Source organism: Microcoleus sp. Pol12B3 (assembly GCF_036701355.1).
Classification (GTDB): Bacteria; Cyanobacteriota; Cyanobacteriia; order Cyanobacteriales; family Microcoleaceae; genus Microcoleus.
Window position 1 is genome coordinate 19,682 of record NZ_JAUBQS010000051.1, and the last position, 24,026, is coordinate 43,707.

22 protein-coding genes are annotated in these 24,026 nt (G+C 46.4%); 5 read left to right on the forward strand and 17 right to left on the reverse strand.

Annotated elements, in window-relative coordinates:
• Positions 1 to 72 precede the first annotated feature (72 nt).
• The 4 genes from modB to speB all read right to left on the reverse strand — a co-directional run bounded on the left by modB (position 73) and on the right by speB (position 4,599).
• Positions 73 to 1,893 carry a molybdate ABC transporter permease subunit gene (gene modB / locus QUA53_RS21865; protein WP_333099786.1) on the reverse strand — a complete coding sequence of 607 codons (1,821 nt, stop codon included), beginning with the start codon at positions 1,891 to 1,893 and terminating at the stop codon, positions 73 to 75.
• 70 nt (positions 1,894 to 1,963) lie between these two features.
• The gene (modA, locus tag QUA53_RS21870; protein WP_333099785.1) at positions 1,964 to 2,764 is read right to left on the reverse strand and encodes a molybdate ABC transporter substrate-binding protein; all 801 of its coding nucleotides are present in this window, start codon (positions 2,762 to 2,764) and stop codon (positions 1,964 to 1,966) included.
• A gap of 214 nt (positions 2,765 to 2,978) precedes the next feature.
• Positions 2,979 to 3,536 (reverse strand): thioredoxin family protein, encoded by a 558-nt coding sequence (locus tag QUA53_RS21875; RefSeq protein WP_333099784.1) that lies wholly within the window; start codon positions 3,534 to 3,536, stop codon positions 2,979 to 2,981.
• Positions 3,537 to 3,669: 133 nt separating this feature from the next.
• On the reverse strand, positions 3,670 to 4,599 hold the full coding sequence (speB, locus tag QUA53_RS21880) for an agmatinase (protein ID WP_333099782.1): 930 nt from the start codon (positions 4,597 to 4,599) through the stop codon (positions 3,670 to 3,672).
• 256 nt (positions 4,600 to 4,855) lie between these two features.
• Here speB and QUA53_RS21885 point away from each other — a divergent pair, with 256 nt between their 5' ends.
• Positions 4,856 to 5,770, forward strand: a complete 915-nt coding sequence (locus QUA53_RS21885) for an alpha/beta fold hydrolase (RefSeq protein WP_333099781.1) — start codon at positions 4,856 to 4,858, stop codon at positions 5,768 to 5,770.
• A gap of 170 nt (positions 5,771 to 5,940) precedes the next feature.
• Here the strand turns inward: QUA53_RS21885 and QUA53_RS21890 are convergent, their stop codons facing one another.
• A complete protein-coding gene (locus tag QUA53_RS21890; protein ID WP_333099780.1) occupies positions 5,941 to 6,990 on the reverse strand; it encodes a M10 family metallopeptidase C-terminal domain-containing protein in 1,050 nt (349 codons plus the stop codon).
• A 158-nt stretch (positions 6,991 to 7,148) separates the two neighbouring features.
• Positions 7,149 to 7,559: a hypothetical protein gene (locus tag QUA53_RS21895; RefSeq protein ID WP_333099778.1), complete on the reverse strand. Its 411-nt coding sequence runs from the start codon at positions 7,557 to 7,559 to the stop codon at positions 7,149 to 7,151.
• A 143-nt stretch (positions 7,560 to 7,702) separates the two neighbouring features.
• On the opposite strand from QUA53_RS21895, the gene QUA53_RS21900 reads away from it, so the two are divergent.
• On the forward strand, positions 7,703 to 8,386 hold the full coding sequence (locus QUA53_RS21900; RefSeq protein ID WP_333034626.1) for a response regulator transcription factor: 684 nt from the start codon (positions 7,703 to 7,705) through the stop codon (positions 8,384 to 8,386).
• Positions 8,383 to 9,927: an ATP-binding protein gene (locus QUA53_RS21905; protein ID WP_333099776.1), complete on the forward strand. Its 1,545-nt coding sequence runs from the start codon at positions 8,383 to 8,385 to the stop codon at positions 9,925 to 9,927. The genes QUA53_RS21900 and QUA53_RS21905 overlap by 4 nt, the downstream gene beginning before the upstream one ends.
• 65 nt (positions 9,928 to 9,992) lie before the next feature.
• Here QUA53_RS21905 and QUA53_RS21910 read toward each other — a convergent pair whose 3' ends face one another.
• On the reverse strand, positions 9,993 to 10,520 hold the full coding sequence (locus tag QUA53_RS21910; protein WP_333099774.1) for a hypothetical protein: 528 nt from the start codon (positions 10,518 to 10,520) through the stop codon (positions 9,993 to 9,995).
• Between the two features lie 193 nt (positions 10,521 to 10,713).
• Here QUA53_RS21910 and QUA53_RS21915 point away from each other — a divergent pair, with 193 nt between their 5' ends.
• Positions 10,714 to 11,136, forward strand: a complete 423-nt coding sequence (locus QUA53_RS21915) for a DUF2809 domain-containing protein (protein WP_333099773.1) — start codon at positions 10,714 to 10,716, stop codon at positions 11,134 to 11,136.
• A 170-nt stretch (positions 11,137 to 11,306) separates the two neighbouring features.
• On the opposite strand, the gene QUA53_RS21920 is transcribed toward QUA53_RS21915, so the two are convergent.
• From QUA53_RS21920 to QUA53_RS21930, 3 genes are all read right to left on the reverse strand, one after another.
• Positions 11,307 to 11,735: a DUF202 domain-containing protein gene (locus tag QUA53_RS21920; RefSeq protein WP_333099771.1), complete on the reverse strand. Its 429-nt coding sequence runs from the start codon at positions 11,733 to 11,735 to the stop codon at positions 11,307 to 11,309.
• Positions 11,736 to 11,955: 220 nt separating this feature from the next.
• Positions 11,956 to 13,371, reverse strand: coding sequence for an LCP family protein (locus tag QUA53_RS21925; protein WP_333099769.1), 1,416 nt, complete (start codon positions 13,369 to 13,371; stop codon positions 11,956 to 11,958).
• A 105-nt stretch (positions 13,372 to 13,476) separates the two neighbouring features.
• The gene (locus QUA53_RS21930) at positions 13,477 to 13,851 is read right to left on the reverse strand and encodes a hypothetical protein (protein ID WP_015179569.1); all 375 of its coding nucleotides are present in this window, start codon (positions 13,849 to 13,851) and stop codon (positions 13,477 to 13,479) included.
• A gap of 245 nt (positions 13,852 to 14,096) precedes the next feature.
• Here QUA53_RS21930 and rpe point away from each other — a divergent pair, with 245 nt between their 5' ends.
• Positions 14,097 to 14,798: a ribulose-phosphate 3-epimerase gene (gene rpe / locus QUA53_RS21935; protein ID WP_015179568.1), complete on the forward strand. Its 702-nt coding sequence runs from the start codon at positions 14,097 to 14,099 to the stop codon at positions 14,796 to 14,798.
• Positions 14,799 to 15,055: 257 nt separating this feature from the next.
• Here the strand turns inward: rpe and QUA53_RS21940 are convergent, their stop codons facing one another.
• From QUA53_RS21940 to QUA53_RS21970, 7 genes are all read right to left on the reverse strand, one after another.
• Positions 15,056 to 19,669 (reverse strand): DUF4347 domain-containing protein, encoded by a 4,614-nt coding sequence (locus tag QUA53_RS21940; protein ID WP_333099768.1) that lies wholly within the window; start codon positions 19,667 to 19,669, stop codon positions 15,056 to 15,058.
• Between the two features lie 310 nt (positions 19,670 to 19,979).
• On the reverse strand, positions 19,980 to 20,762 hold the full coding sequence (locus tag QUA53_RS21945) for a DsbA family protein (RefSeq protein WP_333099766.1): 783 nt from the start codon (positions 20,760 to 20,762) through the stop codon (positions 19,980 to 19,982).
• Between the two features lie 430 nt (positions 20,763 to 21,192).
• Complete coding sequence (locus QUA53_RS21950; protein ID WP_333099765.1) at positions 21,193 to 21,705, reverse strand: hypothetical protein; 513 nt, start codon at positions 21,703 to 21,705, stop codon at positions 21,193 to 21,195.
• Between the two features lie 116 nt (positions 21,706 to 21,821).
• Positions 21,822 to 22,265: a hypothetical protein gene (locus QUA53_RS21955; protein ID WP_333099763.1), complete on the reverse strand. Its 444-nt coding sequence runs from the start codon at positions 22,263 to 22,265 to the stop codon at positions 21,822 to 21,824.
• Positions 22,266 to 22,342: 77 nt separating this feature from the next.
• Positions 22,343 to 22,525: a CsbD family protein gene (locus QUA53_RS21960; RefSeq protein WP_333099762.1), complete on the reverse strand. Its 183-nt coding sequence runs from the start codon at positions 22,523 to 22,525 to the stop codon at positions 22,343 to 22,345.
• A gap of 386 nt (positions 22,526 to 22,911) precedes the next feature.
• Positions 22,912 to 23,118, reverse strand: a complete 207-nt coding sequence (locus QUA53_RS21965) for a hypothetical protein (protein ID WP_333068742.1) — start codon at positions 23,116 to 23,118, stop codon at positions 22,912 to 22,914.
• 415 nt (positions 23,119 to 23,533) lie between these two features.
• On the reverse strand, positions 23,534 to 23,761 hold the full coding sequence (locus QUA53_RS21970; protein WP_333099761.1) for a hypothetical protein: 228 nt from the start codon (positions 23,759 to 23,761) through the stop codon (positions 23,534 to 23,536).
• Between the last annotated feature and the right edge of the window lie 265 nt (positions 23,762 to 24,026).

Below are 24,026 nucleotides of genomic sequence, written 5' to 3' on the forward strand. Positions count from 1 at the left end.
GATGTATTTAGCTGTTGAGTGTTGACGGTTAACTGTTGAGTGTTGACGGTTAACGGTATATAGCTAGTTAACTCAGGCTTCCATTAATATTAACCTAATTGGCTCGAAATGAACATACCAGGGAAAAGGATTGTCCTTAATAGCCCTCCACTTTTCCTTGAAAACTTCGGCTTGTAAGTGATAATCTTGGGAATCATTGGGAGGCGAGTGCAATTTGAGATATAATGTCACCCGGTGCGGAGTTTCAACAGTTGAGGCCATCCAACAAGCAAAAGTATTTTCTCGATCGCACCCGCTAACAAAACTCAGTTGATGAGCCCGAATTCCCACAGAAACTAGAGATTTGGGAATTGGTTCGACTACAGTCAGAGTACAGCCCCAGTCGATCGCCTCCACGAGAGTTACGGAGATCGGTTTAGCTGCTGAGAAATTCTTGCAGCCCGTCAACTGGGCGACAGTGAAATTGCCAGGGCGATCGAAAATGTTCTGTTTTGTATCAAAGGCGATCGGTCTTCCCTCGGCCAACACCAACAGATTTTTGCACACCCGGTAAACTTCCTCTAAATTGTGGCTGACAAACAAAGTAATGCCGCGATAATTAGCCAGAGTCTGCATTAACTCGCGTTCCAGTTGACTGCGTAAGTGAGTATCCAAAGCAGAAAACGGTTCGTCTAACAGCAGCAAATCGGGAGAAGGGGCGATCGCCCTCGCCAAAGCCACCCGCTGCTGTTGGCCCCCCGAAAGTTCGTGCGGGTAGCGGTTTTCCAGTCCCGACATTTGCACCGAAATTAGTTGTTCTTTTACCCGAAGTTTTTGCTCGCTTTCAGATAAATGCTGCAAACCAAACGCAATATTTTGAGCAACAGTCAGGTGAGGAAATAAAGCATAGTTTTGAAACAAAAAACCGATGCGGCGGTCTTTAGAAGGTACATTAATGGCTTGTGCTGAGTCAAATAAAACCCTGCCATTGACTGCAATTTTACCGCTCCTGGGAGTTTCCAAACCAGCGATGCAGCGCAGAGTCATGCTTTTGCCGGAACCCGACGCGCCCAAAATTCCCAGCACTTCCGGGCCGATATCGAAGCCGACATCCAAGGCAAAGCTGGAGAGAGGTTTAAAAATGCTTAAACAAAGTCCGCGTTTCGGTTGTTGTTTTTGGGGTTTTGTGGTGAAAGTAGACGCGACTTTAGGAAGATTTGATTGCAGTCTTTGGCTCGAATTCGGTTTGGGCGATCTCTTTTGTAAATCAGTCCAAAAATTAACAGCAGTTAGCACGCTCAAAGAAAGACTAAGAATAATCAAAACCCAAATAGCAGCTTGCCTCATATCCCCTGCTTCCACAGCAAAATAAATTGCCATCGGGATAGTTTGAGTTTGTCCGGGAATATTCCCCGCTAACATCAACGTCGCGCCAAATTCACCCAAAGCGCGAGCAAATGCGAGAATAGTTCCTGCTAAAATTCCCGGCCATGCTAGCGGCAACATAATGCGCCAAAAAACTTGCCACTCCGATGCTCCCAAAGTGCGGGCTGCATTGAGAAGATTGGCATCAATTTGCTCAAAAGCTCCCAAAGCAGTTTTGTACATGAGGGGAAAGGATACAACTGTGGCAGTAATGGCGGCGGCTTGCCAAGTGAAAATTATAGTTAAGTCGAATTGTAGCAAAAATTGCCCGATCGGCCCATTTCTCCCAAACAGCAGCAGCAGCAAAAATCCCACTACTGTCGGCGGCAAAACTAAGGGAGAAATGAAAATGCCTTCAATCAAAGCTTTACTTCTGATGCGAGTTGAAAGCATCCACCGGGCGGCGGCTATTCCCATGAAAAAGGTGATAAATGTCGCAATAGCGGAGGATTTTAGAGATATCCAGAGCGGAGAAATATCAAATTCCATCTATAAATACATCCGCGTTAATCAGCGCTTATCTGCTTTCATCAGCGGTAAAAAATCCCGAATTAGTTAGTTATCGAACTATGCCAAATCCATATTTCTGAAATACTATTTTAGCCCGATCGCCCGCCAAAAAGTCAACAAACGCTTTCGCAGCAGCCGGATTGCGGCTGTTTCTGATAACTGCCAGCGGATAAACAATGGGCGAGTGTAAATTTTCAGCAGCCGTTAGCCGCACAGTTACTTTGTCCGATGCTTTGGCATCAGTCGTGTAAACTATACCAGCCTCAACGTTACCGCTTTCAACAAATGTCAGCACTTGGCGGACGTTATTTCCTAGCACTAATTTTGGCTGGAGTTGCTGCCACAATCCAAGCTTAGTTAGCATTTCTTGAGCGTATTGCCCCACAGGTACGCTTTTCGGTTCGCCGATCGCAATTTTCTTGATTCTGGCATCTGTCAACTCTTTAAAATCGCTCAAAGCAACACCGTTGTTGGGAGTAATCAAAACCAGGCGATTTGTCAGCAAATTGCGGCGCGTCTCGTTAATCAGCAGGTTAGATTGCTGCAAATCGTTCATTTGCCTGGTAGCGGCGCTGAAAAATACATCTACCGGTGCTCCTTGCTGAATTTGCTGTGCGAGAGCGCCGGAAGCACCAAAATTATAAGTAATAGTAACGTTGGGATTTCTGGTCTGATAAACTGTTTTGAGTTCTTGTAAAGCTGGTGAGAGGCTGATAGCGGCGGATACTGTTAAGGATGTTTGCTGCTGTGCTATGACTGGAGGAATGCTTTGAAACAAGTTGCAAGTAATTAGTAGTGTCAGTGCCACGACGGCTACTACAATTAAGTTAAGGATGCGTTTTGTTTTCATAGGGCTATGTTCTAATTTTTCATAGGGCGATCGAGAAGTCTAGCTTACAGCAGCTTCCGATAAATGGTGCGTCAGGACTCGACTTTTCGTGCAAATTGAGAATGTAAAACCTGACGCACCCTACCATAATGAAGTAGGGTGCGTCAGTTACTATTATTTTCGATACAAACCAACAATCTCACAACAGACGCACCTTTCAACTAATGACTAATGACTACGATCGCCATTTGATAGAACAGCCTATTGCCTCTGTAGTTGAAGGCTCAACGGGTTGACTGTTGAGCAATTGGTCGATCGCACTCCGCAGATAAGAAACCTGCACCGCCGCCGGATCGTCAGCGTTGTCGTCAATTAAACCTTTATAGCGCAGTTTGCCGTCTTGGTCTAACAAAAAAACCTCCGGCGTTTTAGAAGCCCCAAAACTTTCAGCAACATCTTGAGCAACATCTCGGATGTAAGGGAAGTTGAGTTGATTGTTGGCTGCAAAAATTTTCATGTTTTCAAAACTGTCGTCGGGATACTGGTTTGCATCATTAGCATTAATCCCGATTAAAGTAACATCTCGATCTTGAAAATCTGCTTGAAGTTCTTTCATACGAGTGAGATACAACTGCACGTAAGGGCAATGATTGCACATAAATATGACCGCTATCGCCCGAAATTTTTCTAAATATCGAGCTAAATGGTGAACTTCGTCGTCAACTCCCGGCAGTTCAAAATCGGGAGCGTAGCCGTTAATGGGAGTACCGGTTGTATCGATTAGTAAACTCATGTTTTCAGGAGGTGAAGAGCAGTATTTGCCAGCATGAAAGATGAAACTGTCAGCACGAATAAAATTGGCTGTTGTTTGGCTTTAGCTTAATTCTAGCCTTGCCAACAGCCTATTGTGATTCGTACTTCGCGATTTATTCCTCGTCTGGCTTTAGCCAACCTTGAGCCAGAGCTTGGTATCCAATAAGTTTGTATGCTAATTTGGCGGCGGTAAATTCTGAGACGACAGAATCTACAATAGGTGCTAATTCCATAATGTCACACCCGATTACTTCGTAGGACTCGAAGATGCGGCGCAAAAATGCGGTGAGGGAATACCAATTTAACCCGCCCGGTTCGGGTGTTCCCACTCCTGGAATTAAAGTCGGATCGATGCCGTCTAAGTCGATCGTCAAAAATACTCGCTTAGTTGTGATGCTGGCAATTGCCCGATCGGCCCAATCCGGTTGAGTAGCGATTTCCCTAGCTCGAATCACGTTTAGCTGTTTTGCTTTAATCAAGTCTGCTTCTTCCTTGCAGATAGCGCGAATCCCGATTTGCAGTGTGGGTAAGCCCATATCGACAATACGCCGCATCACGCAGGCGTGGTTGTGAATGGAACCTTCGTATTCGTGTCGCAAGTCGCCGTGGGCATCGATTTGCACGACTGTGAAAGGTTCGTTTGGGTATGCTTGGCGATAACCTTCGACAACGCCTGCAGTGATGCTGTGTTCGCCTCCGAGGGAGATGACAAATTTATTTTCGGTAACTAGCTGATGCACTGCTGCTTGGGTGACTCGCAGCATTTCTGAGGATGAAACTGGTTGGCGGTTGCGGGTATCGGCGATCGGCTCTTGTGTATAAATTCCGACATCGTAGCAAACTTCCGAATCCAATTCTTCGTCGTAGCACTCGAGTTGATGAGAAGCTTCTAGAAGTTTGGCCGGCCCGTTTTCGCACCCCCGGCGGTAAGTGGTGGTAGCTTCGTAGGGAATTGGCAAAATTACTACTTTGGCGGTGTCGTAGTCTGGTACAATTTCTGACCCCAGAAACGGTACGACAGCAGTGGAAACGATCGTTGGCATAAGGGAAATTTTAATACAGCAAAGAAGTCAGCAGGTTTAATCGTGACATAATATCGGCTCTAACTGCAAAGTCAGAAGGAAGAGGAATTAACCGCAGAGGGCACAGAGGGCACAGAGGGAGGAGGGAAGGGATGTTTGGGATTTATGTCCTAGCGGTTGCCTCGAATTGCGATACGGTTTTTAGTATTGACTTGAGTTCTTTGCAGCCTTGCATTCATCTAAAATCTAAAATCTAAAATCTAAAATCTAAAATCGCATGACATCTTCTACTCCCACTTTGTCAACACTTATTTCGCCTCAAACTTGGCTGTGGAAAGGCTTTCCCATTTGCTACCAGGCTGCGGGTTCCCAGGGGCCTGCGGTGGTGTTTGTCCACGGTTTTGGTGCGTCTTGGGGCCACTGGCGCAAGAATTTGCCGGCGCTGGCTGCTGATTGCCGCTGTTATGCGATCGACCTCATCGGTTTTGGCGGTTCTGCTAAACCCGCGCCCAAACTTGAGATTGACTATACTTTTGAAACTTGGGGACAGCTAATTGCTGATTTTTGTCGGGAAGTTGCGGGCGGGCCGGCTTTTTTGGTGGGAAATTCGATCGGCTGCGTGGCAATTATGCAAGCTGCAGTGGATTTTCCCGACATTGCTTCTGGCGTAATTTTACTCAATTGTTCCCTACGCTTGCTGCACGATCGCAAACGCGCCGAATTGCCTTGGTATCGCAGTTTGGGAGCGCCAATCGCACAAAAAGTTTTAAATGTCAAGTGGATAAGTCAATTATTTTTTAAACAATTAGCAACGCCAAAAACAGTAAAAAAAGTGCTTTTGCAAGCATATCGCCGTCCTGAAGCTGTCAGCGATGAACTGGTAAATATGCTGCTGGAACCTGCCAAAGACAGCGGCGCAGTCGAAGTATTTGTAGCATTTATCAGTTATTCTCAAGGGCCGCTACCGGAGGATTTGTTGCCGCGTTTGAGCTGTCCTGCTTTGATTTTGTGGGGTACGGACGACCCTTGGGAGCCGATCGCATTGGGGCGAGAATTGGCAAAGTTTCCGGCTGTTGAAAAGTTTATTCCTTTGGAGGGAGTGGGGCACTGCCCGCAAGATGAAGCCCCGGAATTGGTCAATCCTATTTTACTCGATTGGATTAAAGAGCGATCGGTATTTGCAGAAAATTAGGGCTTTTACTTATTTCCGGCAGGAATAATTGGTTTGATTGAAACGCTTCGAGGTGCGTTAGCGAAGTGGCGCATAAGCGCTCTGATCGCGAAGGAATAAGTAGGAAGAATAAATTAGGACACGGCACTGCCGTGTCCTCGGTATCCTAATGATTGCAGCCGGAATTGATATTAGACAAACAGGAAACTATCAGGAGTAAAGCCGCCTTGAATTACAGCAATTTGGTCAGATGTACCAGCCAAATTGATGGAGTTACCAACAATATTGTAGTCAGAGAGACTCCCACGTAACTGAATGCGATCGATTCCCTGTTGGAAATCCTGAATCAGTGCAACTCCTGTTCCCTGATAGTAGCTAATTGCGGCATCACCGAGAACAAAAACATCTCTACCTCGACCGCCAATCAGCACATCCGTTTCATTGCTTCCCGGTGTAGCACTTGATGGATTTACTCCAATCAGGGTATCATTGCCGCGCAAACCTGAGAGTGTATCGTTACCATCTCCTCCAACTAAAGAATTGTTTTGGATGTTTCCGGTAAGGACATCTACATTCGGAGTTCCTGTGACATTAACAAAATTCTCTACAGTAAAATTCAGAGTGCTGATACCCGGTAGATTGTTAACCGCCAAACGATTCTGCGACAAATCCACATTAATAGAAGCTGTGCCGCTACCTGTAGAAGCATCGATGGTATTAATCTGTCCTAAAGGAGCAATTATTTGTTCTATATTTTGCAGGGTATCTGTACCTGCTGCGCCTTTATCTACAATACCTTTAGCCTCAATGGTAATGCCGCTGCCCAGGGAAAGATAGCTAATTGTATCCGTGCCTAATCCTCCAGTTATGGTATCTGTGCCGCTACTGCCTAAGATAAAGTTATCTAAACTATCTCCGGTAATATTGTCGTTTCCTGCTGTGGTGCTAATACTGTTAGCTGGCGGAGGGGGTGGAGTTTGGTTTTGGGGAGGTAAAGCAGAATTCGTAAGTTGTGCGCCTTGATTTTGCCCTGGAGGATTGCCCGGTGCGCCTTGATTTTGGGGAGGTTGGTTGCCTACTGCTGCTTGATTTTGCCCTGGAGGATTGCCCGGTGCGCCTTGATTTTGGGGAGGTTGGTTGCCCGGTGCGCCTTGATTTTGGGGAGGTTGGTTGCCCGGTGCGCCTTGATTTTGGGGAGGATTGCCCGGGGCATTGATTGGATTAGGAAATAGTGCTGGCATGATGTAATTACCTGGATTATTTTTCTAAGTTTGAATCAGTTGTCAGGCTAAAGAAATGAATTCTCAATCGGCCTTTGATTTAGTCTCTACAATCATTAAGTTGGTTGAATATGACATTTATCCCTGTCCTAGGATTACAGTTTTGTAATGTGGAGAAATTAGCGTTTTTCCGAATTTTGAGGTAAATTACGATCGCCCGGTGGGCGCGGTGGAATGCCCAGAATTTTAATCAACTCTGCTTCGGTGACTCCCAACTTTTTCGCTGCACCGGGAATATCTAAACGAGGAGGGGGCGGTGGGTTGGGCGGGCGATTATTTTCACTTGGTGGTTCCGGCGGTTTGGGGGGTAGGCCCAAAGCTTCGATTAACTCGGCTTCGGTAACTCCTAATTGTTTGGCAGCAGCGGCAAAATCTATACGGGGCGGATGTCTGCGCTCTTGATTGGGATCGGGCTGGCTCTGGGCTAGTACAGTATTAGAATTAGTGGTAGTTCGATCGGGAAAAGTCAAGTTGCTAAATCCCAGCAGCAAGGCTGTAGCAGGTAATGCCAGCAGTGAAGTAATTTTCATGATAGTTACGATCGCCGACCTAAAAATGTTTATAACTACATCAAACTCCCACAACATTACCTGCAACATTCCGAATAGATTACAGTTTTGTAATTTAAGTAAAGGCCTGATGGCGGTATAATCGCAACCGAATAGGTAAATCTATGAATGTTCTATACGTTGAAGATGAAGAAAAAATTGCCAATTTTGTTTGTATGGGCTTGAAAGAACAAGGCTTTGTGGTGGATTATTGCGATAATGGCAATGATGGCTATGGGCGGGCGATGGATAATGAATACGATGCGATCGTACTTGATATTGTTTTGCCGGGAAAAGACGGATTATCTATTCTCAAACATCTGCGAAAGGCTGGACGCAACGTACCTGTGATTTTATTAACTGCTCGCAATGAACTAGACGATCGCATTGAAGGGTTACATCTCGGTGCTGATGACTATTTGGCTAAACCGTTTTTTGTTGAGGAGTTAGTTGCTCGGATTTATGCTGTAGTGCGGCGTGCTTCGGGCGGTGGGCAAAATATTCTGAGTGTTGGCCCTGTTAAGCTCGATCGCATTCTGCGAGAAGTCACTTGCGATCGCCATGCGGTAGAACTTACAAGCCGCGAGTTTAATCTTTTGGAATATCTGATGCGATCGCCCGGTAGGGTACTCACCCGCACACAAATCCTCGAACATATTTGGGGTTATGATTTTAATCCGAATACGAATGTGGTAGATGTATGTATTCAACGCATTCGCAAGAAAATTGAACCGATCGGCGGTACAGGATGGGTTGAGAGCGTGCGCGGCGTTGGCTATCGGTTTCGCAAACCCGATTCCCCATCGTGAAATTGCAATCTTTTCGCTTTCGCATTGCTCTATCATCTGCTGTTCTAGCAAGTATTGCTTTGATTGGCTTTAGTATTGTTTCGTGGTGGTTGATTTACGATGCTAAAGTCAAACGTCTTGATGCTGAAATCAAGAATCAGTTAATCCAATCTACCCGCCCGCAATCGACCCAATGGGGTGCTTATAGTGATTCTTTGCCATCAGTTTTGGGCATGAATGATGGGGAAACAACCGCAGCTTTGCTGGTGACTGATAGAGATGGTAATTTGCTCTACCGATCGAGCCAGTGGCAAGATGGAATTGATGCTAATTCATTATGGCGATCGCTGCCCCAACCCCCTCCCGATCGTGCCAGAATACCTTTTCAATTAGAACCTCCTCCTCCACCCTATCCACCACCTCCCTATCCACCACCTCCCGATCGACCCGATTCATTTTCACCGAGAGAAAGAAGACCCCCGCGCGATCGACCTCCTCAATTCGAGCGACCTGATTTTCCTCGAATTTTCAAAGCTAAACTAGCAACCCAGCGTACTAGCACGGCAGTTTGGCGTGTGGGCGCGATTCATTCTCCTCAGACTCAAATAGCAATCGCTGTTAACTTACAAGGGATCGATCGGGAAATGGCATCAATTGGTAATATCTTCCTAATTGCTATTCCCGTAGTGCTGTTACTCGTGGCGGGTGGAGCGTGGGTGATATCTCGGAGTATTCTATATCCAATTGGGCGGCTCACGATGGCAATTCGCAATGTCACCGTACAAGGACTCGATCGGCGCGTCCCTGACGGAGCAACCGATATAGAGTTTGTAGAATTAATTTTTGTGTTCAATCAGATGTTAGAACGTCTAGAACGAAGTTTTAAACAAGCTTCTCGTTTTAGTGGAGATGCCGCCCACGAATTAAAGACTCCGCTGGCGATTTTGCAAGGCCAACTAGAACGGGCTTTGCATCAAGTTGAATCTGGTTCTGAGGTGCAGCAGACGCTGAGTAATTTATTGGATGAAGTGCGCCGTTTGAGTGAAATAACCCGTAAACTTCTCTTACTTTCTCACGCCGATGCCGGACGTATGGGTTTACATTTGGTTGAGGTGAATATGTCGGCTTTGCTATCGGAAATTGCAGAAGATATGGAACTGCTAGCACCGCATTTAGATGTGGAAATGGCAATTGCTCCTAATTTATATATCAAGGGCGATCGCGATTTGCTGGTGCAGGTTGTGCAAAATCTGGTTGGTAATGCGATTAAATATAATTTACCGGAGGGTTGGCTCAGGTTACAGGCTAACTGTCAGGGAAAAAGAGTAATTGTGAAAATTGTCAATAGTTCTCAGGATATTTCTTTGAGCGAGCGCGATCGTATTTTTGAGCGATTCCATCGCGGTGACTCCACTCAGATCCAAAAAATCGAAGGATCCGGATTGGGGCTAAGTTTAGCAAGAGAAATTGCATGGGCTCACGGCGGCGATATCAAACTAGATGCTGCCATACGTGGTCAAACAGCGTTTATACTGAGCTTACCTGTGGGTGATCGCCATTAACCTTATAGCAGTGAAGCAGCTTTGCTAAGACTTTGGCTAATTCTGATTTTAACATTAATAGCTCCCTAGTCAATCATAGGGCTGTTTAGGATTAATGATCTTGCTGATAAGTACAGCAACATACCATTACAAAGATGCCAAATAAAATGGGTGCCAGTTGAAAAGTAAGGACAAACCGCCTGATCGAGAGTTCGGAATGTAAGGGCTAACAGGAATACCCCCGATGCTGCTAATAGAACAAATCGCTCACGCTTTTGCTGCTGATAGTGATATACTCCAAGCCCTAATAGCACCAAAAATGCAGGAGCATAAGAGAGAGAACCGTTGATAACATTTGTAAATTTATTGCTGAAGTTGCTGGTCAAGAAAAATCCTACGAGCAATCCTCCTGCATATCCATATTTCATTCTAACTACTTGACGGCTATAGAGCCATAAAAACCCAAGCTGAAACAGCATAATAGGAATCACATCTAGTAATCTTGCCCATTCTGTCGCAAATGTATGAAATAGCGCACTTCCAATACCAATACTGGTGGCTAAAGTAATCAATATCCAAATACCCGTGGCTACTTTTTGCTGTCGCCGAGCCAATTAAAAAATAGCCCATGCTGCAATGAGGAAAGAAATATTAGATATAGCATTTAGTGGTTCACTCCATAAACCCGCCATGTTACGTTCACAGTAAATATCGATGTAATCATTCATCTCATGTCACTGTTGGGAGAGTTGAAGCCATACTACAGCAAAAGCGTTAAAGTGAACGAAACAACCTGTCTCAAAGTTAATGAATTCCCCAATTTCTCCCGATCGCCGTTTTTTTAAATATCGAATTGCCCTGCTCATCAGTATAATCGTGATTATCCCTTTAGGTTACGTAGTGAGATTTTCTCGCGGCCCTGCACCGGAATGGTTCAACGACTCTTTTGGGAGCATAGCTTATGAGGTATTTTGGATTTTGCTGGTAGTTCTGATCTTGCCGCGATTTTCGCAAATTAGGGCGGCTGTAGCTGTGTGTCTAGCTACCTGCGGAGTAGAGTTTCTCCAACTGTGGACACCTCTGTTTTTACAAGCAATGCGAGCTACTTTACCCGGAAGGCTGATTTTGGGAAATCACTTTAGTTGGTCAGATTTTATCTCTTATTTTGTGGGGAGTTTTTTAGGTTGGTTGTGGGTGCGATGGCTTCATTTCACTTGCTTTCGCTTGTAATTTGTACTGCATTTAAATTTTGTATATTTATCAAAAAAAACCAAAATTGTCAACTCCTCTCCCCATCAGAATCTCTCCCCATCTCTCGAACACCATAGACAATCTAGATGCACAAAAGCTTGATGATATGGTTGCGGTTATTTTAACTTTAGCTAAGCGATAGGGTTAACTTAGAATTGAGAGTTTTTAGGAGTTGAAGTGGGAGCTATATTTCCGCGATCGCGCCATAGCAACAACGGAATGCTTAACGTTCCTAAAATCATTACAACTCCAGTCAGAATCCCAACTAGCACACGATTTGGGCGATAATCACCTCGCTCAATTTGCCAGAAAACTCGATTATAACGCCATGCTGCTAAGGCAATGACCGCAATTCCAAAAACGACCAGACTCAGCCCTAAAGTTTCTGAGTTGAAGAAGGGAGGGGAGGAAACTTCTTGCTGAGTCACTGTAGCTTGAAATTGACGGAGAAATAAACTGAACCGACTGATCGCCAACCCAAAACCAATTAAAGAGAGTGAAGTTCGTAACCATGCAAGAAAGGTGCGTTCATTTGCCTGATGTTCTCGCTGTCGGTCTATTTTAGGACTCTTGTGCATCAACTCTACCTTTATAAAATATTTTAAGCTTTCCCTCGTTGATTATTGTTTCAGTTCAGATTGCGGAGGGAAGTATCGGTATTGGGATCGCGATCCATCATCACCAAAAAAGATAGTATCAGTAAATCGACAAAAAAGCGATCGCCTCCATTTCTATCAACACAAAATAAGAGGACACAGCATTGCTGTGTCCCTACAAATACCCCAGTTAAAATCCAGTTTAAAAAGACTTAGCCGCCCCGCCGGACTGAGCCTTTTTCTCCAACCAATCCTTACCCAATCTGATTGTCACGTCTGACTGCAAAGCACCGGTACTCTCAACCAGCACATCTCCAAAACCCAAAAACTGGCGAATTGCTTGAGCACCTTTAATATCGCCCTGTTGAGCTACTAGAGTAGTTACCTCCAGCGGTTCGGGCCAAGCTTTATAAACCTGAACATTCCGATAACCGGCTTGAGTCAAATTATTGACAAAAGCTTCAACAGCAGATCGATCGCCGGTACTATCTTGAATCGCCACCTTCAGAAAAGTCGCATCAGCATTCTCAATTGTCCAAGTATTCTGGCCGAAGTCAAAATGTTCCGCCACCATAGTTTCGATGCCATATTGGTCTGGCAACCAAAAACTCGCCTTGTAATCTTTCGCATCGCTGAACTTGCCGGGAACCATCAACATCTGCACGCTAGCGCGATCGGTTTGAGTAGCAAAACCAGCTAAAGCCACCAATTCTTCTATACTCAAATTGGTATCAAGGTGAGACTGAATCACCGACAAAATCTTCGGCAAGCGTGACAGCAAACCTACATTAACTTCCTGTTCCACAAAAGCCCGCATCAACAATTGCTGGCGCTGCACCCGCCCAATATCGCCCAAATCGTCGTGCCTATAAAGCAAGTATTGCACGATTTGTTCGCCGTTGAGTTTCTGCTTGCCAGCCTTTAAATTTATATATAAATGCTGGCTTTCATCGGTATACTTCATGTCTTTAGGGACATTAATAGTAATGCCACCAAGTGCATCGACCAAGCTTTTGATGCCTTGAATATTGACTGTGACATAGCGGTCAATTCCCACCCCGCCCAAGAGTGCGCTGACTGACTTGGCTGACGAAGCCGGGCCACCGTAGTAATTAGCTTCGTTTATTTTCACCTCGCCCCTACCTTCCACATAGGTGCGGGTATCTCGCGGAATGGAAAGCACGCTTAACTTTTTATTTTGAGGGTCAAACCTGACCAACAGCATGGTATCGGTTAACCCCTTGAAAGAGTTCTGCCACACCTCGTATCCCTGCTCCTTATCGGCATGACCGTCAATGTCTGAACTCAGAACTTTAAGTCCTAAAACTAAAATATTAACTGGGCGAGTCAGCTCCGGCATCTTCATGTTGAGCTTTGCCATGTCGCCTTGAGAAAATACTGCTGCTTCTTCAGGGCTCAACTTTTGTTGCTGAAGCGGCGTTGTGGAAAGGGACACCGCTAGCAACGCTCCGGCTGTGGCTGAGAGCATGGCTACTCCAGCCAAACCAAAACCAAAACCCAGCCAGCGGCCTCGATGGGGCTGGGAAGATTTTTTGGTTGAAGGTTGAGCAGTTGATTGTTGGATAGGGTCTTGATTAGGAATTTTTTGAGCTGGCACTGGCTTCCTCACACACAACAAAAATAAAAAAAGATAATGGCAATATGTAGTATCAAGCTGAAGACGCAATCAATCAATACCGTAGGGGCTTAAAAGAACCCTAAATTATGATAAATGTTTGCCCACTACTTGCTCGGCTACGCGGCTAATTCCGGGCAACCATAGGGGTTGACGCTTCCAGAGGCGAACCATCAGTCCCAGAGCAACGATGAAATAGCTGGTTGTTAGCAGGCTACTCATTAATAACATGGGAAGTGTCGGAGATTCCGCAGAAATCGCTCCAGCTTCTAAAAGAATATGTCCTAAAAGCCAACTAAAAGCAAGGGCAATTGCCAAGCGGCTGACCGCTTTGCGTTCGGGGCTGCCCTGACGGCGGTAAAGAGTCCACAGGGCCGGGAAAAAGCCGATGACTGGGATCATTAATACAAACAGACTGGCACGATCGAGTTCAGGATTTTCTAAGGGATCTGTTTTTTTCATAATTCGCTACTCAAAATTTGCAGAAGGTCAGATTTTGCACACAAGTTATTTGTTAGAGGGAAAATTTATATCCTAAACCAAAATTCCCAGAGCTGGGCTGGGGCGCGATCGCAAAACTTGTCTGTCAGAGGCAAAATTTTTCTGCCCTCCCAATCTCGCGACCGATCGTTGGCAACTTTTCGACCCGGAGACCCGTATTTTGATAAACTGGATACAGCACAGCAGACAGGAGAACAGACTTAGCCATGACCCAATCCCAAAAATCAATTGTTATTGCTCCATCCATATTATCAGCCGATTTTAGCCGTCTTGGAGAAGAGATTCAGGCGGTCGATCGAGCTGGGGCTGACTGGATTCACGTAGATGTGATGGACGGTCGCTTTGTTCCTAATATTACTATCGGGCCGCTGATTGTTGAGGCAATTCGCCCGGTTACTACCAAGGTGATCGATGTCCACTTGATGATTGTGGAGCCGGAGAAGTACGTCGAGGACTTCGCTAAGGCTGGTGCTGACATTATTTCGGTTCACGCCGAGCATAATGCTTCCCCTCACTTGCACCGCACCCTCGGCCAAATTCGGGAATTGGGCAAAATGGCTGGTGTGGTTCTGAATCCTTCTACGCCGCTGGAGTTGATCGAGTACGTGCTGGAACTTTGCGATTTGGTGCTGATTATGAGCGTCAATCCCGGCTTTGGCGGTCAAAGTTTTATCCCGGCTGTTTTGCCGAAAATTCGTCAGTTACGCAAAATGTGCGACGACAAGGGCCTCGATCCTTGGATTGAAGTAGATGGCGGTTTGAAGGGGAACAATACTTGGCAGGTTCTGGAGGCGGGCGCAAATGCGATCGTCGCTGGTTCTGCTGTGTTTAAGGCGAATGATTACGCAGCGGCGATCGAGGGTATCCGCCACAGCAAGCGCCCGACTCCAGAGTTGGCGGCTGTTTAATCAAAAAATCGATCGTGTCCGGTGAATTACCCATAATCAAAGTGGTTTGTAGTGATGACTTTAGTCCTTATTGGCTCAAAGATTTAAGAAAGGACTGAACCTCACTACAAACTTATGATGGTTAGATCAGCCCACTTAATAAGTAAGCTCATCTAGTTCAGAAAAAATTAAATTTTGAAAAAGGCGATCGTATATTTTGACTCATATCAAGTCCGATTGCATCTTGCATCGGACTTGATATCATTTGGTTGAACTACTTACAGGATTGCAAAATCTGCAACATTAATCAGGCCTGTTGACACATTGCTGAGAGTTGCTAACAGTTGACCGGAACTGGTAACTCGGATCGAAGTAGAATTATTTTCTACAGTAATGCTCAGTTGGGAGAAACTTAAACCGCCTGTCAAGCCGATCGCATCGCGACCATCTTGAAAGTCTAAAATAATCTCGGGGCCGTTGTCGATACCTAAGATAAATCGATCGTCCCCAGTACCTCCAATCAAAGTATCATTCCCCTCATCTCCAAATAACCAATCGTCCCCAGCACTACCCAGTAAACTGTCTTCATCCTTGCCGCCATACAGAGTATCGTTTCCAGCATCACCGTTGACGGTATCCTGACCTTCATTGCCAAACAACAAATCGTTGCCCAAACCACCACACATCTGGTCTTGAGCGCCAGCGGAGCCGATCGCCAAAGGGCTGCCAATATCCCCGTACATAGTATCTTCTCCGTCGCCACCACAGAGAGTATCGCTGCCCTCATCCCCAAACAGTACGTCGTTGCCCAAGTCTCCTAGGGCCAAATCATCACCCTTGCCGCCACGCACTGTATCGTTTCCATTACCGCCAGAAAGCGAATCTTCGGCTTCTTGCCCGTTCAGGTAATCATCGCCACTGAGGCCAAATAGCAAATCGCGACCTGTAGAATCGATATCTAAAGAGTTAAGAGTACCACCGTATAATGTGTCGTTACCCTCATCCCCAATTAAAGTATCGCTCTGTTTGTCTCCAAAAATTATGTCATCATCTTTGCCACCGTAAGCAACATCTTCGTTCTCGCCCGCAAAAATTAAATCATCTTTAGCACCCCCGTTGAGGTAATCATCGCCCTCATTGCCAAACAGCACGTCGCTATCTTTGGCAGAGGGAAGAATGGTTGTATTTCCTAGATCGATGCTGAGGTAAGATCCGCCATAAATATTGTCATTGCCAGTGAAGCCAACCTCCAAGTCGTTACCATTTAAGCCGTCGATATTGTCATTGGTAATCGAACCCTCCAGAATGTCGTCGCTTTCTGTACCGTTGGTGGTGGTATTTGTTTGGTTGGGGCCGCGAATACCAGTCTGGCTGGGAAAGGTTATCTGCTTGCAAATGCAATCTTCGTCTTGAGTTTCTGGAGTTGGCGTCGGAGTTGGAGTCGGAGTTGGCGTCGGAGTTGGCGTCGGAGTTGGCGTCGGAGTCGGAGTCGGAGTCGGAGTTGGAGTTGGCGTCGGAGTCGGAGTCGGAGTTGGCGTCGGAGTCGGAGTCGGAGTTGGCGTCGGAGTTGGAGTTTCCGTTGGAGTTTCCGTTGGAGTCGGAGTCGGAGTTGGAGTCGGAGTTGGAGTCGGAGTTTCCGTTGGAGTTGGCGTCGGAGTCGGTGTTTCCGTTGGAGTCGGAGTCGGAGTCGGAGTCGGAGTTTCCGTTGGAGTTGGAGTCGGAGTCGGAGTCGGAGTTTCCGTTGGAGTTGGAGTCGGAGTCGGTGTCGGAGTTTCCGTTGGAGTTGGAGTCGGAGTCGGAGTCGGAGTTTCCGTTGGAGTTGGAGTCGGAGTTTCCGTTGGAGTCGGAGTCGGAGTTTCCGTTGGAGTCGGAGTCGGAGTCGGTGTCGGAGTTTCCGTTGGAGTTGGAGTCGGAGTCGGAGTCGGTGTCGGAGTTTCCGTTGGAGTCGGCGTCGGAGTCGGCGTCGGAGTCGGCGTTGGAGTCGGCGTTGGAGTCGGTGTCGGTGTTGGTGTCGGAGTTGGTGACTCCAAGTCGTCATTTACGATCGTACCTATGCCCGTCGCTTTAGTGATAGTCGCATTGACAGCGGTGCTGAGGTTGACGTTAAATGTTTCGTCAGTTTCAAACTTAGAATCGCCGTTGACAGCAACAGTAATGGTTTTTGTCGTTTCCCCGGCATTGAAGATGACGCTGCCTGTGGTCGCCGCGTAATCGCTATCAGCAGTGTTAGCAGTACCGTCTGAGGTGACGTAATTGACGGTGACGGGCAAGCTAGAAGCTGCTGAGAGAGTGGCAGTAAAGGTGGCGCTAGCAGTACCCGTATTGCCCTCGGTAACAACTACATCACCGATCGAGATACTAGGGCTGTCATCATTGGCGATCGTAGCAGTGGCGGTGCTGGTGGTGATAGTCGAACTTTCCGGCGCTGCGGTCAAATTTGGGTTGCTGAGGGTGACGGTAATTGTCTCGTCAGGTTCAACTGCGGTTTCGCCCAAGACATCCACAGCAATAGTTTTAGTTGTTTCGTTGGCGGCAAAGGCGATCGTCCCTGTAGCGGTAGTACCCCCGGCAGCATTGATATTATTGTAGTCTGCGCCGTTGCTCGCGGTACCAGCGATCGCATAATTTACTGTACTCGCTACCCCCGTGCCGCCGCTGCGAGTTACGGTGAAAGTGACGGGTTGAGTGCCGGAGTTGCCTTCAGTTAAGGAACCTGTGGCTGGAGTTGTGAGTGCGATCGCATAAGCAATCGAGTCATTGGCTGCAATAGTCACCGTAGCATTGCTGCTGGCCGGTGCGATCGCATAATTCCCATTTCCCAAATTCAACCGCAGCGTTTCTGCAACCTCCGGTATTGCGTCATCAACCGGAGTCAGAATCACATCCACAAAGCTTTGCCCGTTGGGAATAGTGACGGGAAAGGTACTGCCCAGATTGTAGTCAGCAGCAACAGCGGTACTACTGCCATCAATGGCGAGATTCACCGTCAAATTACCGACTGTGCTATCACTGCGGCTGACACGGAAAGTGCCTGGATCGATAGGAGTTTCAGCGGCTGAATTATCCGGCGCGGTGATGCTGACAATCTGCTGTACTTCAAAAGCGCCGATGTCAACAGCACTGCCAGAAGGCCGAGTTAAGCCACGCTGATCCGTAGCAGGTGCGATCGCGCTGTTACCCGCCTCGATCGCGGGACTACCTACATTCAGCGCGTGGGTTTGCGTGGGGCCGCCGTTATTTGCCAGCGCGGCGAGATTCGGATTGATGGGAGTGCCAGCAGTGCCTACTAGATCGCCCTTAACACCGTTTGTGAAGCCAGCACCAGTACCGTTGCCAATTAAGTTATTGCCCTCACTTGTAAATGTGCCGTCTACATCGGGGTTTAACGGAGCCGTATTCCCAGCAATGATGGTGTTGCGGACATTTGCCGTCAAGGTATTGAAGATGCCGCCGCCTTGGTTCGTTGCACTATTGAGAGTAAGAGTGCTGCTTCTCAGATCCAGCGTGCCACCATTTCTGATCGCGCCAAAGTTAGTTGCCGTGTTCGCAGAAAACGTGCTGTTGGTAATCGTTGCCGCGCCGCTGTTGACAATGCCGCCGCCATTTTGTGCAGCCCGATTGCTGTTAAACGTGCTGCTGGAGACACTTAATGGCTGGGCATCGTTTCTGATCGCACCGCCATCAGCCGCCGAAATGTTGTTAGTGAAAGTGCTGTCAGCAATGCTCAAGAGTTCGCTCCCGCCTCGGTGGTAGATCGCGCCGCCACCGTCGGTGTTTTGAGAACTATTGCCATTAAACGTGCTGCCAGTAATGTTTACTGTACCGCTATCGATCAGGATGGCACCACCGCCTTGGCTAGCTGCCGTCGCTGTGTTTTCGGTGAAAGTGCTGCCAACAATGTTTAAAATACCGCCACCCTGCCTGATCGCGCCGCCGCCGAAAGCAGTAGCGGTATTGGCAGTAAACGTAGAACTCGTGATGGTCACCGTGCCGCCATTGTTGAAGAGAGCACCTCCTGCCCCAGCGACATTGGCGGAGAAGGTAACGTTTGTAAGGTTCAGGGTGACACCAAAGGCGTTATTAATGCCACCAGTCCCGTTAGCAAAGATGAGGTTAGAAATGCTAACAGGGCCGGTATTAGTGTTAAGTATCTGCACTGCGCTGTTACCGCTGACTGTCAGGTTGGCTGCCCCAGGGCCGTTCAGACTCAGGCTTTCATTAATAGTTGGCAGTGTCGTAGCAAGGGTAATTGTGCCAGTAATGCCAGTCAGGTCAATAATATCTGGGCCTGCAGTAGCATTCGCTTGGGTAATGGCATCTCGCAGCGATCCTAAGCCGGAGTCGTTGGTGCTGGTGACTGCGAAAGTATTTAAAACACGATCGTAACTTGCGATCGCCTCTTGGGTGAATGCCAAAGGTGTTTCAATCGAACCAATTGTTACTTCTAAATCCCAGTCACCGCCTAATGCAGCACTTCCTGTCAGGTTTTTGGAGGCGGCAATGTCTGCACCTGTGAGTTGATTGAGGCGCTGCAAGAACGATCGCCCTGCTATCGGTGGGGCGATTTCTGCAGCCACGTTGCAACCGTACAGGAGGATATCGGCGTTAGGGGCTAAAGCCTTTTTCCACTGCTGAAGTCGATCGCCGTATTCGTCTAGGTTGTCAGAATTTAGCTGAATTGACCCCAGTTGCAAATTTCCAGGCCCGCCGTGAGAAACAATGTGAACGGCGTCCAGATCGGTGTAGCTAGCTAATAACTCTGTAATTTGCTCGACTCCATCCCCCGCCCGATCGAGTATAAATATCTCTTTCCTTGGTTCGGGGCTTGGTGCAAGGCTTTGATAATCTTCAACGGTTGGGTCAATGACAACTATTTGCGTAATTTTTTCCATGATCGATTTTCCTCGTAGATGCAAAGGAAATGGAGCTTAAAAGCGACGATCGTCTTGCCAAAAGAATTCAAATTAGTATTGACAAATAATTATTTGAATCCACTAGCTAGGTTTGGGAAAGCTTGTAAAAGGCAAGATATAAGGCTTAAGTCATAAGCAGCTTAGAGTCTTACTAAGACAACACAAGGAGCAAATTTGTTCCCAATCGCAAAAATTAGTCAGTAAATATAGCTATCAACCCGATCGCGCATTCGAGCCCCGACTTCTTTAAGAAATCGGGGCTCTGTTCTGTTTATTCAGGTGGGCTTTCTTATTTCGAGACAGAGGCGAGAATGCTTTCCATCTCAGAAAGCTCGATCGCCCCGGAGAAAGTTTGGCCGTTCATAATAAAAAATGGAGTGCCTTCAATGCCCAGTTGTTGAGCGAGTTGCACGTCTTTGGCAATGGCGGCTTCGGCGGCGGGGCTGTTGCGATCTGTGTTGAATTTATCTAATTTTAGATTGAGCTTTTGGGCGATCGATCCGTACAATGGTTCGCCTAACTCTTTCTGCCCTTCAAACAAAGCGCTGTAATATTCCCAAAATTTCCCCTGTTGTTGGGCAGCCCAAGCTGCTTTAGCTGCTGGCAGGGCTTGAGGGTGAATTGAAGTCAAGGGAAAATGCTTGTAAGCTAAAGTAACTTTGTCTTGGTGTTTTGCCATAAACTGCTTGACAGTATCGTGAGCGCGCGCGCAAAACGGACATTGAAAGTCAGAGAACTCTAAAAGTACAATTTGCTGGGAAGGTGAGCCCGTACTCGGAGAATCTCCAATAGCAGATTTGGGATTAGTTTTCATCTCCTGCAAAAATGACTGCTGCGCTGCTTTGAGAGACTGCTGCTGCTGTTGCTGGTACGCTTGTACCGACTCTAAAATTACTTGCGGGTTTTCGCGGATAATCTGCAAGACTTGCTCTTTCAACTTGGGATCGACTGAATTGCCAGCCGCTGACTGGGCGGGGGAACAACCGATAAATACCAGGCAACCTACTAGGAGTGCAGCAAAGCACAGGGCTTGCTGGCTGCGGAGTTTTCGCCAAATAGTGGATACGTTCATCTTTTTTTTCTGATTCACGGCAACACTTAATCGTACATTTAATTTTGCGGAGTGTCAGGTATACTGCTGTTGACTGCTGTCGAGCTATTTTTAGCTTTGACCAATAATTAGGCATTGGCACTCGGTAATTCGTAGTCGGTAATTACCAAGGGATGTTAATCTCTCTAACAGCTACGAGTGCAATAATTAAGATTTCAATCATCGGGATTTATTAAGTATTATGTCTCCTCGAACTACCGCAATCAAAAAGGTTTGTAATGAGGAATTGAGTCCTCAGCATCTTATGAGAACTAAATTCCTCACTAGAAACGCGATCGCGGTTATTTTACAGGAGTAGATATATATAAAAGATAAAAGGACGAGCGCCTGGGCGCTCGTCCTTTTATTTGCTGCAGGTATTATCCGCTTTTAGGCTTGGCTGAACCGGAGATTATTTGCGGTTGTTGAGCCATTTAGCCGCAACTATTCCCAAAATACCAGCAACAATTGGATTTCCCAAAAACTTCATCAAACTCGGCTGTTCTGCCAGCACTTCTCGGAAAATATCTGGGTGATTATGATAGGTAAACGAGGCCAGCTTGGTAACATCGTCAGCATTCATGCGGCTGGCGTGGTGGGTAGAAAGTCCTAGCTGCTTTTCCAATTGGCGATCGTCCAATCCTCTCTTGCCCAAATGCTTGAAGAATTCCCGCGCTACATCGTCGCGTTCGTTTGGCTTAATTTGGGCGATCGCCTTTTGCAATTCCGGTTCCAACTGCGCCGGCGGGAGGGAGTCGTGATTCAGGGAACGCCCGAATAATTGTTTGCGCTGAGCAGGCGAAGTTCTCTGAGCAAAATCGTCAAAGTTTTCGTAATCTTCACCAGTTGTCTCCGGCATCATTTCTCGATCGCCCTGGGCTAAATCGTTCATGATTTGACGCTTGTAATTATCGCTGCTACTCATGGTAACTCTCTTCCAATCTACACAACAGTTCAGTATTAAATTGAGATGGTTTCGCTTTCAAAAAACTGCGGAATATTAAACCGCCATGCTGCTATCATTTAAGCTTGCTAACCCGGTCAAGACTTGTATTCAATCTGATTTGATTGTTGGTCGTACTTAGCGGTCAAAATCAGTTTTTTATCAGGAGCATAAACTAAAACACTTATATCCTGATTTGGGAAATTGCGGTGAAAACCTTGTGCTAAAGATTTCGCCAAATCTTTCACTTCATTAGGGCGGACTTGCGGGGTGATTACAACTCCCAATTTGTTATTGTCGCGCACGTAAGCATCCTGAACCAAGCCATGAGCCGTCTTTGTTACCCATTGACCAAAATCTTGACCTGCTGCAGTATTGCCACGTTCTAGCTGGGCGTAATAACCCTGACTGCCACCAATTGCTCCAGGTACATCACTCGGTTTTTGGGCTGAAACGCTGGGCGCGCAGGCAGTAGTAATAGCCAGCATTAATACTAATAGCACGCCCGCAATTATTTTGCGACTCTGCTGCAATAAACTCACCTTTTTTCCTCCGTTCTGAAAACAAGTTGAATACTTGAAAGGGTCAGGTTTCTCGACCCTTTCAATTAGTATGAAGCTTAGTCTAGTTTCTTTTTGAGCTCATCTTTTACATCTTCGATCGCGTGACCAGCTTCAGCTTTGGCCTGCTTGGCTTTGCCTTCTGCTTTATCCTTCGGGTCGCCAGTAACATTGCCTATGGCTTCTTGAGCAGCGCCTGCGATGTTGTTGCCAGTTGCCTTTGCTCTATCTTCAACGCTCATGGTTTTGTACCTATGTGTATCTAATTTGACATTTTTTACTTAAACTCATCATAGGTAACCAGGAACTGCATTGCACTCTACCTCTAGGAAGAAACAACGAATAACAAATGGAATAGGGAATATGGAATAGGGAATATGGAACAGATATTTTCCGTCTTGAAGCAACTGCCACTTTCCTACTTATTTTTTTTGTACCTTTTATGCTGGTTGTAATGAAGTAGTTATGTTAAAAAAAATCTTGGGTGTACCGGTTACCATACACCCAAAAATTTTTAAGTAATAAAAAAATCTTTTAATTTTTTTTATTTAATTCTGCCTTCTGCGTTCCCAAGGCGAGTGTGGGCAACACCACATTTTACCCACACCCTCAAAAAAACCTATTAGTTTTAATCTACCTTGTGATGACATTCTTCATCTATTTTGTGCTGAAGTTCTTCTTTTAACTGTTCTACAGCGCGCATAGTTTGAGCATCTTCTTTTTTTTGCTGACCGAGGGCTTTTTCTGTTTCCTCACTGAGCAATATTTCCCTAGATTTTGGTAGCGTGACTTGATTTTTGCTGTCCGTGTGGTTCGCGTTTTCTTGACTATTCATTAGTTTTTCCCCTATTGTTTGCAAAATTTATTTTTAACAAGGGTACTTAGAAGTTAACCTTATATATATTATAAGGGACATCACGAAGGCTTTCCTCTGTCTGAAGGGAGATAGGGGCTGGTGAAGAGTTTTGAGTTTTGAGTTTTATAGTTAAGATAAATTACGGAAACTTCCATTAGCCCCAAAGGATATAGCTGAAGGAGAATAGTGCGTGAGATTGCTTGCTCAGTCGCAAGGCCCGGACAGTGAAGGACTTGGGGAAAGGGGAGGAGGGGGGAGAATTTTTCTGTGGCGCGATCGTCATAAGTACCTTTTGTAGTTTGTTTGATGAGGCTATTTCGACAGCTTTGACATACTCCCCGACCGTCGCGGATGGAAATTCTAATTCATGGTTCATCGAAATCCACTTGCTATCTCAAGGTGCATCGTCAATAGTAGAGGGGGCATTCTCCCCACGCTTTCCCTCTTTAGGGGCGGATTCCCCTTGCCCAGAAATACCGTTTTGCTGCTCCATCCCTAGCACCTTCAATCCCTTGTTCACAATAGTTAAAGTCAGTGAAGGAGTCGCCTCCTCCACTGCTCTCCAAACCAGAACGTGATAGTTGCCCATCATTCCGATCCTCAATAAAACGGCTGTTGTCATCAGTACGTCATTACCAACATATCATTTTCCCACGCCCAAAGGCTTGGTTCCAGCAGTGGCTTAGGTTTAGCACTTTTGCAGCTAGATTTGTGGCTCTTTCGTACTTACTAGGCTAAAATTTTAGTAAATAGTTTGTATCAAAGTTAATTCTGAAAACATAATGACCAAACTGCTAAACCTACCCGGAGTTACAGCACTTCCGGATGTTATGAGGTACAATAGAATCGACTAAAAATAATATACCAATGAAAGCATACTCAGTAGA